Annotated in this window: 9 protein-coding genes; 3 read left to right on the top strand and 6 right to left on the bottom strand. The window is 65.6% G+C overall.

Features of this window, described 5'->3' with window-relative positions:
- Positions 1 to 3: 3 nt before the first annotated feature.
- The gene (locus tag CXQ81_RS17215) at positions 4 to 1,155 is read left to right on the top strand and encodes an acyl-CoA dehydrogenase family protein (RefSeq protein ID WP_101337936.1); all 1,152 of its coding nucleotides are present in this window, start codon (positions 4 to 6) and stop codon (positions 1,153 to 1,155) included.
- Positions 1,156 to 1,408: 253 nt separating this feature from the next.
- On the opposite strand, the gene CXQ81_RS17210 is transcribed toward CXQ81_RS17215, so the two are convergent.
- From CXQ81_RS17210 to CXQ81_RS17180, 6 genes are all read right to left on the bottom strand, one after another.
- A complete protein-coding gene (locus CXQ81_RS17210) occupies positions 1,409 to 2,182 on the bottom strand; it encodes an enoyl-CoA hydratase (RefSeq protein WP_101337935.1) in 774 nt (257 codons plus the stop codon).
- Positions 2,183 to 2,202: 20 nt separating this feature from the next.
- A complete protein-coding gene (locus tag CXQ81_RS17205; RefSeq protein WP_007925734.1) occupies positions 2,203 to 3,330 on the bottom strand; it encodes an acyl-CoA dehydrogenase in 1,128 nt (375 codons plus the stop codon).
- Positions 3,331 to 3,339: 9 nt separating this feature from the next.
- Positions 3,340 to 4,530, bottom strand: a complete 1,191-nt coding sequence (locus CXQ81_RS17200) for an acetyl-CoA C-acyltransferase (protein ID WP_178081104.1) — start codon at positions 4,528 to 4,530, stop codon at positions 3,340 to 3,342.
- Between the two features lie 9 nt (positions 4,531 to 4,539).
- Entirely contained in the window at positions 4,540 to 5,301 is a 762-nt protein-coding gene (locus tag CXQ81_RS17195) for an SDR family NAD(P)-dependent oxidoreductase (RefSeq protein WP_101337933.1), read from the bottom strand.
- A gap of 18 nt (positions 5,302 to 5,319) precedes the next feature.
- Positions 5,320 to 6,984: an AMP-binding protein gene (locus tag CXQ81_RS17190; RefSeq protein ID WP_101337932.1), complete on the bottom strand. Its 1,665-nt coding sequence runs from the start codon at positions 6,982 to 6,984 to the stop codon at positions 5,320 to 5,322.
- A 451-nt stretch (positions 6,985 to 7,435) separates the two neighbouring features.
- Positions 7,436 to 8,452 (bottom strand): AraC family transcriptional regulator, encoded by a 1,017-nt coding sequence (locus CXQ81_RS17180; RefSeq protein WP_101337930.1) that lies wholly within the window; start codon positions 8,450 to 8,452, stop codon positions 7,436 to 7,438.
- A gap of 240 nt (positions 8,453 to 8,692) precedes the next feature.
- Between CXQ81_RS17180 and CXQ81_RS17175 the strand changes: the two genes are divergently transcribed.
- On the top strand, positions 8,693 to 10,900 hold the full coding sequence (locus tag CXQ81_RS17175; RefSeq protein ID WP_101337929.1) for a TonB-dependent siderophore receptor: 2,208 nt from the start codon (positions 8,693 to 8,695) through the stop codon (positions 10,898 to 10,900).
- A 338-nt stretch (positions 10,901 to 11,238) separates the two neighbouring features.
- A complete protein-coding gene (locus CXQ81_RS17170) occupies positions 11,239 to 12,549 on the top strand; it encodes a sugar ABC transporter substrate-binding protein (RefSeq protein WP_101337928.1) in 1,311 nt (436 codons plus the stop codon).
- The last annotated feature ends 26 nt before the right edge of the window (positions 12,550 to 12,575 follow it).

The raw sequence follows: 12,575 nt of genomic DNA, 5'->3' as shown, positions 1-12,575 counted from the left end.
GCCATGCACGACATTGAATTGAGCGAAGAGCAGGTGATGATCCGCGACATGGCCCGGGACTTCGCCCGCGGTGAAATCGCCCCCCATGCCCAGGCCTGGGAAAAGGCCGGCTGGATCGACGACACCCTGGTGGCGAAGATGGGCGAACTGGGCCTGCTGGGCATGGTGGTGCCCGAGGAATGGGGCGGCACCTACGTCGACTACGTGGCCTACGCCCTGGCGGTGGAAGAAATCTCCGCTGGCGACGGCGCCACCGGTGCGCTGATGAGCATCCACAACTCGGTGGGCTGCGGGCCGATCCTCAACTACGGCAGCGCGGAACAGAAACAGACCTGGCTGGCGGACCTGGCCAGCGGCCAGGCAATCGGCTGCTTCTGCCTGACCGAACCCCAGGCCGGCTCCGAAGCCCACAACCTGCGCACCCGCGCCGAACTCAAGGACGGCCAGTGGGTGATCAACGGCGCCAAGCAGTTCGTCAGCAACGGCCGGCGCGCCAAGCTGGCCATCGTCTTCGCGGTGACCGATCCCGAGCTGGGCAAGAAAGGCCTGTCGGCGTTCCTGGTGCCCACCGACACCCCGGGATTCGTGGTTGACCGCAGCGAACACAAGATGGGCATCCGCGCCTCGGACACCTGCGCGGTGACCTTCAACCAGTGCACCGTCCCCGAAGCCAACCTGCTGGGCGAGCGCGGCAAGGGCCTGGCCATCGCCCTGTCCAACCTCGAAGGCGGCCGCATCGGCATCGCCGCCCAGGCCCTGGGCATCGCCCGTGCCGCGTTCGAGGCGGCGCTGGCCTACGCCCGCGAGCGGGTGCAGTTCGACAAGCCGATCATCGAGCACCAGAGCATCGCCAACCTGCTGGCCGACATGCACACCCGCCTCAACGCCGCGCGCCTGCTGATCCTGCATGCCGCGCGCCTGCGCAGCGCCGGCCAGCCGTGCCTGTCGGAAGCCTCCCAGGCCAAGCTGTTCGCCTCGGAAATGGCCGAGAAGGTCTGCTCCTCGGCGATCCAGATCCACGGCGGCTACGGCTACCTCGAGGACTACCCGGTGGAGCGCTACTACCGGGACGCGCGGATCACCCAGATCTACGAAGGCTCCAGCGAGATCCAGCGCATGCTGATCGCCCGGGAGTTGAAGCACTATCTGTTGTGACCCCAAAAGCTTCGCGGGCAAGCCGAGATGTAGCCGCTGGCGCAGCCTGCGATCGAGGCCGAAGGACTCGCTGTCAGCCCTGACGCGGCCCATCCATTGAACCGCGTCGCCCGTCTTGCGACCGTACCGGTCGATCGCAGGCTGCGCCAGCGGCTACAGGCACACGCGCTACCCGCGATAGCTTCCGTACAAACACCACACAAAAAAAATCGCAGCCAAGGCTGCGATTTTTCATGGCGAGCGACAACCCGGACTATTTGTCCTTGAACTGCGCCTCGCGCTTGGCGATGAACGCCGCCATGCCTTCCTTCTGGTCCTCGGTGGCGAAGGCCGCATGGAACACCCGGCGCTCGAAACGCACGCCTTCCGAGAGGCTGACTTCGAAGGCGCGGTTCACGCTTTCCTTGATCATCATGCTCACCGGCAGCGATTTGCCGGCGATCAGCGCCGCGACTTTCAACGCCTCGTCCAACAGCTCATCGGCCGGCACGATGCGCGCGACGATGCCACAACGCTCGGCTTCCACCGCATCGATGAAACGCCCGGTCAGGCACATTTCCATGGCCTTGGCCTTGCCCACGGCGCGGGTCAGGCGCTGGGTGCCGCCCATGCCCGGCAGCACGCCGAGGTTGATTTCCGGCTGGCCGAACTTGGCGTTGTCGCCGGCCAGGATAAAGTCGCACATCAGCGCCAGTTCACAGCCGCCGCCCAGGGCAAAACCGTTGACCGCGGCGATGATCGGCTTGCGCCGGTTGGCCACCCGGTCGCTGTCGCTGAACAGGTCGTCCATGTAGATCTGCGGGTAGGTCAGCTCGGCCATTTCCTTGATGTCGGCGCCGGCGGCGAAGGCCTTCTTCGAGCCGGTGAGGACGATGCAGCCGATCTGAGGATTGGCTTCCAGGCTGTCCAGGGCCTGGTTCACTTCGCTGACGATCTGCGCGTTGAGGGCGTTCAGCGCCTGCGGGCGATTGAGGGTGATCAGGCCGACGCGGTCCTTGATCTCCAACAGAATGGTTTCGTAACTCATGGATCAGCTCCTGCTAAAAGTCAGAGGTTGCGCGAAATGACCATGCGCTGAATGTCGCTGGTGCCTTCGTAGATCTGGCAGACCCGCACATCGCGGTAGATGCGCTCCAGCGGAAAGTCGTTCAAGTAGCCATAGCCGCCCAGGGTTTGCAAGGCGGCGGAACAGACCTTCTCGGCCATTTCCGAGGCGAACAGCTTGGCCATCGACGCCTCCACCAGCGCCGGCTTGCCGCTGTCGCGCAAGGCCGCGGCGTAGTGCACCATCTGCCGCGCCACGGCGATCTGGGTGGCCATGTCCGCCAGGCGGAAAGCCACCGCCTGATGCTCGATGATCGGCTTGCCGAAGCTCTGCCGTTCGCGGGCGTAGTCACGGGCGGCCTCGAAAGCCGCGCGGGCCATGCCCACCGATTGCGAAGCGATGCCCACGCGACCGCCTTCGAGGTTGGCCAGGGCGATCTTGTAGCCCTCGCCCTCCTCGCCCAGGCGGTTGGCCAGCGGCACCTTCACGTCCTCGAAGAGAATCTGGCAGGTGTCGGAGGCGTGCTGGCCGAGCTTGTCTTCCACCCGCGCGACGCTGTAGCCCGGCGAGTCGGTGGGCACGATAAAGGCGCTGATGCCGCGCTTGCCGGCCGCCGGGTCGGTCACCGCGAACACGATCACCACCCCGGCGTTCTGCCCGGAGGTGATGAACTGCTTGCAGCCATTGAGCACGTAATGCTCGCCCTCCCGCCGCGCGCGGGTTTTCAGGCTGCTGGCGTCGGAGCCGGCCTGGGGTTCGGTCAGGGCGAAGGCGCCGAGCATGGCGCCGCTGGCCAGGGGCTTGAGGAAACGCTCCTTCTGCTCGTCGTTGCCGAACTTGAGGATCGGCACGCACCCCACCGAGTTGTGCACGCTCATGATGGTCGAGCAGGCGCCGTCGCCGGCGGCGATCTCTTCCAGGGCCATGGCATAGGCCAGGTAACCGGTGTCGCAACCGCCCCACTGCTCCGGCACCAGCATGCCGAAGAAGCCCAGCCCGGCCATCTCGCCGATGGCCTCGCGGGGGAAGCGATGCTCGCGGTCCCATTCGGCGGCGAACGGTTTGAGGCGTTCCTGGGCGAACTGCCGGGCCGCGTCGCTGATCTGCTGTTGTTCGTCATTAGGCAGCATGCTGATTCCTTAATACAGGCATTCGACGGCCATGGCCGTGGCTTCGCCGCCACCGATGCAGATGGCCGCGACGCCGCGTTTCAGGCCTTGCTGGCGCAGGGCCGAGAGCAGAGTCACGAGGATTCGCGCGCCGGACGCACCGATCGGATGGCCCAGGGCACAGGCGCCGCCGTGGACGTTGACCTTGTCGTGGGGGATTTCCAGCTTCTGCATGGTAACCAGGCTGACCACGGCAAAGGCTTCGTTGATTTCGAACAGCTCGACCTGGTCCAGCGACCAGCCGGTCTTCTTCATCAGCTTCTTGATCGCGCCGACTGGGGCTACAGGGAACAGCCCCGGGGTATCGGCGAACGCCGCGTGACCGTGGATCACCGCCAGGGGCTTGAGGCCACGTTTCTCCGCCTCGGAACGGCGCATCAGCACCAGGGCCGCGGCGCCGTCGGAGATCGAGCTGGAGTTGGCCGCGGTGACGGTGCCGCCGTCGCGGAACGCCGGTTTCAGCGCGGCGATCTTGTCCAGCCTGGCCTTGGGCGGCTGTTCGTCGTCGCTGATGGTCTGCTGTTCCTTGCCGACGGTGACCTGCAGCGGCACGATTTCCGCCTTGAAGCTGCCGTCCTTGATCGCCTGCTGGGCGCGGGTCAGCGAGGCCACGGCGAAGGCGTCCTGGGCTTCGCGGCTGAAGCCGTTATCCTGGGCGCAGTCTTCGGCGAAGGTGCCCATCAGCCGGCCCTTGTCGTAGGCGTCTTCGAGGCCGTCGAGGAACATATGGTCGAGCACCCGCCCGTGGCCCATGCGGTAGCCGCTGCGGGCACGGTCCAGCAGGTAAGGCGCGTTGGACATGCTTTCCATGCCGCCGGCGATCACCACCTCGGCGCTGCCGGCCAACAGCATGTCGTGGGCGGCGATGGTCGCGGCCATGCCGGAGCCGCACATCTTGTTCAGGGTGGTGCAGCGGGTGGCCTTGTCCAGCCCGGCGCCCAGCGCCGCCTGACGGGCCGGCGCCTGGCCGAGACCGGCCGGCAGCACACAGCCGAACAGCACTTCATCGACGCTGTCGCTGGCCACCCCGGCACGCTCGACGGCGGCACGGATAGCGGCGGCGCCGAGCTGCGGCGCGGTCAGGCTTTTCAGTTCGCCCTGGAAGCCGCCCATGGGGGTGCGGACGGCGCTGACGATAACGATCGGATCCTGGTTCATGATCAATCCTCTTTACTTGGCTGCCATGCGCAAGGCGCCGTCGAGACGGATCACCTCGCCATTGAGCATGCTGTTGCTAATGATATGCCCGACCAGCGCGGCGTACTCGTCCGGCTTGCCCAGGCGTGGCGGGAACGGCACGCCGGCGGCCAGGGACGCGCGGACTTCGTCGCTCATGCCGGCCATCATCGGGGTTTCGAAAATGCCCGGGGCGATGGTCATCACCCGGATGCCGAAGCGCGCCAGCTCGCGGGCGGCCGGCAGGGTCAGGCTGGCGATGGCGCCCTTGGAGGCGGCATAGGCGGCCTGGCCGATCTGTCCGTCGAAGGCCGCCGCCGAGGCGGTGTTGATGATCACCCCGCGCTCGCCGTCGGCGTTCGGTTCGCCTTCGGCAATGGCCGCCGCGGCCAGGCGCATCAGGTTGAAGCTGCCGATCAGGTTGACGTTGATCACCTGGCTGAAGCTGGCCAGGGCATGGGGGCCGTGCTTGCCGAGGATCTTCTCGCCGCGCACGACGCCGGCGCAGTTGACCAGCCCGTGCAAGCCGCCGAACGCCTTGAGCGTGGCCTGCACCGCCGCTTCGGCGGCCGCTTCGTCGGTGATATCGGCGACCGTGCTCTGGCAACCGAGCTGGCGCGCCTGGGCCGCGACAGCCTCGGCGTTGAGATCCACCAGCATCACCTGGGCGCCGGCCTTGACCAGCATCTGCGCGGTGGCCGCGCCGAGACCGGAAGCGCCGCCGCTGACGAGAAAAACCTTGTTTTCGATGTGCATCATGAGTTCCTGGGTAATTCAGGCCGAAGCCTTGTGCGCCGCGGCCTCTTGAGCCTTGGCGATTTCCTGGTTGCGCAGGATGAAGCGCTGCAACTTGCCGCTTGGGGTTTTCGGCAATTCGCTGACAAATTCGATTTCACGGGGGTACGCGTGCGCGGCCAGGCGCTTGCGCACATGCTGGCGCAGTTCTTCGGCCAGCTCCGGCGCGGCGCGGTACTGCGGGCTGAGCACGACGAAGGCCTTGACCAGCTCGGTGCGCTCCGGATCGGGCTTGCCGATCACCGCCGCCTCGACCACCGCCGGGTGCTCGATCAGCGCGCTCTCGACATCGAACGGACCGACCCGGTAACCGGAGGTGGTGATCACGTCGTCGCTGCGCCCGACGAAGCTGATGCTGCCGTCCGGGTTCAACTCCACGGTGTCGCCGCTGAGGTAGTAGTTGCCGACGAAGGCCTTGGTCACCACGCCGTGGTAGCCGTTGAACCAGCACATCGGCGACTGGCTGCGGTCGATGGCGAGGATCCCCGGCTGGCCGACCGACAGTTCCTGGTGCTGCTCGTCGAGCACCACGATGCGGTGGCCGGGCGAGGCGAAACCGGCCGCGCCGACATGCACCGGGTGCTCCAGGCCATGGTGGTTGCACAGGACCATGCCCAGCTCGGTCTGGCCGTAATGGTCGTGGATCACCACGCCAAGGTTGTCGGCGAACCAGCGGATCACCTCCGGGTTCAACGGCTCGCCGGCGCTGCTGACGATGCGCAGCTTGCCCTTGATCGAGCGGGCGAACTCGTCGCCGCCGGCGATCAGCAGGCGATACGCGGTCGGTGAACCGGTGAGGTTGCTGATCCCGTACTTGTTGATCACCCGGCAAGTGCTTTCCAGGGTGAAGGGCCCATCGTAGAAGGTGATCGGGTGGCCCAGGCCCAGCGGGCCGGTGACGCCGAAATAGATGCCGTAGGCCCAGCCCGGGTCGGCGACGTTCCAGAATGCGTCTTCGGGGCGCAGGTCGACGGCGTCGCGGGTGTAGCTCTGGAACGCGACGATGGCCTTGAGCGGTACGTACAGGGCTTTGGAGGGGCCGGTGGTGCCGGAGGTGAACATCAGCAGGAACGGGTCTTCGCCGGTCAGCAGCACGGGTTCGCACTGCGCCGGGTAATGGGCCAGTTCGGCCCAGAAACTGAAGTCGCCGCGGACGATGCCCTGGCCCTTGGCGCCCGCGACCGTGACGATGGTCGGGCAGTCGGCCACCTCATTGAGCTTTGGCCGGTTGACCGCGTCGGTCACCACCACTTTGGCCCCGGAGCTGTTCAGGCGGTGTTCGATGGCCTTGGGGCCGAAGGCGGTGAACAGCGGCTGGTAGACCGCGCCGATGCGCCAGGTGGCGAGTACCGCGATCAACAGTTCGACGTTGCGCGGCAGCAGGCCGGCGACCTTGTCGCCCTGGTCCACGCCCTGGGCCAGCAGGAAGTTGGCGAAACGCGCGGCCTGGTCCTGCAACTCGCTGAAGGTGTAGGTCGCGCTGCTGCCATCGCGGCCCTCCCAGAACAGCGCGATGCGCCCCGGCAAGGCGTGCCGGTCACAGCATTCGACGCAGGCATTGAGGGCCGACAAGGAGCCCTGCAGGGCCGCGTCGACGGTGTGCTGATAATTGAAGTGTGCCGTGGCAGACAGGTAATCGCGCATTGCCAGAATCCCTCGCTGTTCTTATTAGGATGGGAACCAATGGGAACCACAAAGACATCGGGCAAATACTGGCGCCACGGCCCGGGCGGGACAATGGTCAAAGCTTTCAAGTTGCGTGACTGGTTTGGCCAAGAACCCCATGGCGATCAAGCCCCTGTAGCCGCTGCCGAGCCTGCGAGGCTGCGACCGACCGCGCAGCGGTCGCAAGCCGGGCGACGCGCTCTGCCTGACGCACCGCAAGCTCAGGTTTTGCGGCAACTGCGTTGCCGATCGCAGCCTCGCGCTGCTCGACAGCGGCTACCCAGGTTCCCCGTAGCCGCTGCCGCAGGCTGCGATCGAGGCCGCAGGACTCGCTATCAGCCTTGACGCGGTGCATCAGAGACACCGCGCTGCACGCCTTTGCGACCGTTCCGGTTGATCGCAGGCTGCGCCAGCGGCTGCAGGGAGGCGCTCAGGTCGGCTCGTTGAGGATCAGGCTACGGTAATGCCCGGGGTTGGAGCCGGACCATTTGCGAAAGGCCTTGTAGAACGAGCTGGCGTCGGCGAAGCCCAGGCGGCTGGCGATTTCCGTGAAGCTGATCTGCGGCTCGGCCAGCCAGGCGATCGCCAGTTCCTTGCGCACCCCGTCCTTGAGGCCCTGGTAGGTCTGCCCTTCTTCCGCCAAACGGCGGCGCAGGGTCGAGGCCGACATGCACAGGCTGTGGGCCAGGCTCTCGGTTTCGGGCCACTGGGCCGCGGGCAGCTGGCGCAGGTCGTGCTTGATGCGGCTGGCCAGGCTCTCTGGGTCGCGGTATTTGACCAGGATGTTGGCCGGCGCCTGGGCCAGGAAGCGCTTGAGCTCTTCGTCACTGCGCTTGATCGGCAAATCCAGGCAGTCGGCGGCAATGATCATCCGCGTGCGCGGCCGGTCGAACCGCAGGTTCTGCGAGAACATCACCTGGTAGTCGTCGCAGAAATCCGGTTCCGCGCAGCGCAGCTCGATGGCCAGGATCGGGATGCGTCGCCCGGCCAGCCAGCAAGCCACGCCGTGGACGATCATCCAGTAGGTGAAATAGGTGAAGGCGCGGCGCGGCGCCTGCTCATCCTCCAGCAGGACGATCTCCGCCAGGCTCTGCTGGCGCACCAGTTGGGCCGGCAGCCGTTCGAGCATCAGCGACAGGAACGCCAGCCCGGATTCCAGGCCCGCGGCCAGATTCTGCCGGGCCATGGCGGTGCGACAGAGAAACTCCAGGCTGCCGGATTTGAGCTTGCGCGGGTCCATGCCGAAAAACTCGTCGTCCGTGCGCCGGGCCAGCAGGCGCCACAGCCGGGCATAGGCCAGCGCGGGCACGCGGGCGGCGCTGACGTCCAGCCGGGCCGGATCGATACCCGCCTTGAGCAGCACTTCATCGCTGGCGGCACCCGGGGCGCAGCTTTGCAGCAGCGCTTCGCGCACCAGTTGCATGGAGATGGTGTCTTTTTCCGACATCGCGCTGAACGGCTTCCTGCATAAAGAAATGGCCGGTCATCTTAGGCAGTGACCACTAAAAAGCCAGCGGGCTTTTATCTTAAGTGCAGCATACGTCCGATACCCAGTGGTGACTTTTACTGGGTTCCACCGAGAAATGTCCTAAATTTCGCGGGATAGCCGCAAGTAGCCCCCTCGCAGCCGTTCTTAGCAATCAATCTCAAATAGGATTCACTCTCACCAAAAAAGAGAGCGTTTCTTATGCAAACGAAAGCCCCATCTGCCTTGCCACAACATCGCCTGCTGGCCTCTACCCTGGGCCTTGCCCTGGCCTCCTGCGCCGGCGCGGCCGAAGCCGGCGAACGGCAGAAATCCCTGCAACTGGACAACATCAAGGTCGAGGCCGAGCAACCCGGTTCCCGCACCGAACGCTCGGCCTCCGCCAAGTACGTGGCGCCGCTGCTGGACACCCCGCAGACCATCACCGTGGTGCCACCCAAGCTGATCCAGGAACAGCAGGCGCTGAGCCTGCGCCAGGTGCTGTCGAACGTGTCCGGCATCACCTTCAATGCCGGCGAAGGCGGTGGCGGCTCGGGGGACAGCATCAACATCCGCGGCTTCTCGGCCAACAGCAACATGCAGATCGACGGCCTGCGCGACAGCGCGCAGACCAACCGTTCCGACACCTTCAACGTCGAGCAGGTGGAGGTCATCAAGGGCCCCAACTCGGTGTTCGGCGGCGCCGGCACCACCGGCGGCAGCATCAACGTGGTCAGCAAACAGCCCAAGAACCAGGCCTTCACCCGCCTCGGCGGCAGCCTCGGCAGCGACAATTACTACCGCCTGACGCTGGACAGCAACCAGCCGCTGGAAGGTGTCGGCCAGGACAGCGCGGTGCGGATCAACCTGATGGGCCATCAGAACGATGTGCCCGGCCGCGAGAAAATCGACCGCGAGCGCTGGGGCATCGCGCCCTCGTTGCGCCTGGGCTTCAGCGACGCCACTCGGCTGACCCTCAGCGCCTTCCACCAGAGCGACGACAACCTGCCGGACTATGGCGTGCCGGCGCTGGACGGCAAGAAGCTGGCCGGGGTCAAGCGCGATGCCTATTTCGGCTGGAAGAACCTCGACAAGGAAGAGATCGAACAGAACGCCTTCACCGCCGACTTCGAGCATGACTTCAACGACCACCTGCGCCTGCAGAACCTCACGCGCTACAGCCGCACCGCGCGCGACACCGTCGTCTCGGCGTCCCATGTCAACACCAGTGGCCTGCCGGCGGGCCGCTACCGCCCGGCCGGGCCCCAGGCCTACGGGCGCGACGCCACCACCGAGATGTGGATCAACCAGAGCAACCTGATCGGCGACTTCGAATTCGCCGGCATGCGCCACGACCTGGTGGCGGGCCTGGAACTGTCGCGGGAAACCCTCGACCTGAAGACCTACAACCATGGCCTGAGCACGGCCCTGTATCCGCGCAACGGCTACGCCCTTGGCAGCCCGCCCGGGCGCTGGAACGGCCCGGTCAACAAGGCTACCAGCGGCTATACCGAAACCACCCTCAAGGGCCAGGCGTACTACCTGTTCGATAACATCGCCCTGAGCGAGCGCTGGGACCTCAACCTCGGCCTGCGCTACGACAAGATCAAGGGCGATGTCGACAAATACTCGGCCAGCCATGTGAAGAGCGACAGCCTGGCCTCGGACACGAACAAGGCCAGCGCGCGCACCGGGCTGGTGTTCAAGCCGACCGAGAACGGGCGCATCTATGCCGCCTGGGGCAATTCCTTCAACCCTTCCGCCGAGAACCTGGCCTCCACCGGCGGCGGCTTGAGCAAGGGCAACCAGGACCTGGCGCCGGAGAAGAACGAGACCTGGGAACTGGGCACCAAGTGGGAGCTGCTGGACAAGCGCCTGGAGCTGGACGCCGCACTGTTTCGCGTAGAGAAGAGCAACGCCCGGGAAACCATGGCCGACGGTTCGACCCAACTGGCCGGCAAGCAGCGGGTGCAAGGTGTGGAAGTCGGCGTCACCGGGCATGTCAGCGAGCAGTGGGATGTGTTCGCCAACTACACCTTCCTCGACAGTGAGATCCTCAACGCGGCGAACACCGCCTCGGGCATCGCGCGCAAGGGCCAGGCCCTGGGCAACACGCCGCCGCGCTCGCTCAACCTGTGGACCACCTATGAACTGCCGGCCGGCTGGACCCTGGGTTACGGCACTCGTTATGTCAGCGAGCGCAACGTCAGCTCCAGCACCCGCGCCAAGCTGGATGCCTACTGGGTGCACAACGCCATGCTCGGCTACAAGGTCAACCACAACCTCGACCTGCAGCTGAACGTCAACAACCTGTTCGACAAGGACTATGTGGAGCGGGTGCGCCAGCAGAGCGGCTCGACGACACGCTCCTCGGCCATCGAATACGGCGACGCGCGCGCGGCGATCATGTCGGCCACCTATAGCTTCTGACCCCTCCCCTCAGTGCGAAGCCCCGGTCGACCGGGGCTTCGCCACTGTCATCGGCACCTTCTCGCCGTTCTCCGGTCCAGGCCGCCACGGTAAAAAAACCAATACGCAATCTCCCCTGCTTTACCCGGCCCGAACGGGCGAATCCTTGGCCCATGGCGGCTTGCGCCGAGCGGAGGATTTCATCGCAGTGCAAAAAAGTATCGATTCAAGTGTCAGGGATGATTTGTCAGCGCGGTCGTTGAGGGCTGTAATCAGCCCACATTCTTCCCAGCATCCGGAAGACACAACAACAATAACCGTCCTTCTGCCGCCCACCGGGCCCGGAAGAGGAGTGCACGATGAAACCCTGCATCAAAGCCCTGCTCGTCACCACTTGCATGACCTTAAGCGGCGTCAGCCTCGGCGCCCAGACCGTGACCATCGCCACCGTCAACAACAGCGACATGATCCGCATGCAGAAACTCTCGAAAGCCTTCGAGAGCGAGCACCCGGACATCAAGCTGAACTGGGTGGTGCTCGAAGAGAACGTGCTGCGCCAGCGCCTGACCACCGACATCGCCACCCAGGGCGGGCAATTCGACGTGCTGACCATCGGCATGTACGAAGCCGCACTCTGGGGCGCCAAGGGCTGGCTGCAACCGATGCAGGACCTGCCCGCCGCCTATGACCTGCTGGACATCTTCCCCTCGGTCCGCGAAGGCCTGTCGGCCAAGGGCACGCTGTACGCCCTGCCGTTCTACGCCGAAAGCTCGATGACCTACTACCGCACCGACCTGTTCAAGGACGCCGGCCTGGTCATGCCCGAACACCCGACCTGGGAGCAGATCGGCGAGTTCGCCGGCAAGCTCAACAAACCCGAGCAGGAACAGTACGGCATCTGCCTGCGCGGCAAGGCCGGCTGGGGCGAGAACATGGCCCTGATCACCACCCTGGCCAATGGCTTCGGCGCGCGCTGGTTCAATGAGCAGTGGCAGCCGGAATTCACCGGGCCGGAATGGAAAAACGCCCTGGCCTTCTACGTCGACACCATGAAAAAGGCCGGCCCGCCCGGCGCCTCCAGCAACGGTTTCAACGAGAACCTGGCGCTGTTCAACAGCGGCAAGTGCGCGATCTGGGTCGACGCCAGCGTCGCCGGCTCCTTCGTCACCGACAAGGCGCAGAGCAAGGTCAGCGAACACGTCGGCTTTACCTACGCGCCGCAGCAGGTGACTGACAAGGGCAGCGCCTGGATGTACTCCTGGGCGCTGGCGATCCCCACCAGTTCCAAGGCCAAGGACGCCGCGCAAACCTTCGCCACCTGGGCCACGTCCAAGGAATACGGGGCCCTGGTCGCCGAGAAAGACGGCATCGCCAACGTACCGCCGGGTACCCGTGCCTCCACCTACAGCGAGGCCTATATGCAAGCCGCGCCGTTCGCCAGGGTGACCCTGGAATCGCTGAAAGTCGCCGACCCGACCAGGCCGACCCTCAAGCCGGTGCCCTACATCGGTATCCAGCTGGTGACCATCCCCGAGTTCCAGGCCATCGGCACCCAGGTCGGCAAGCTGTTCTCCGCCGCGCTGATCGGCCAGACCACGGTCGACCAGGCCCTGGCCGCCGCGCAGCAGACCACCGAGCGCGAAATGAAACGCGCCGGCTACCCCAAGTAATCCCCGTCCTCTGTAGGAGCGAGGCT

It is taken from the genome of Pseudomonas sp. 09C 129, from assembly GCF_002843625.1.
GTDB classification, from domain to species: domain Bacteria; phylum Pseudomonadota; class Gammaproteobacteria; order Pseudomonadales; family Pseudomonadaceae; genus Aquipseudomonas; species Aquipseudomonas chlororaphis.
This window is presented reverse-complemented; position numbering and strand designations above follow the sequence as displayed.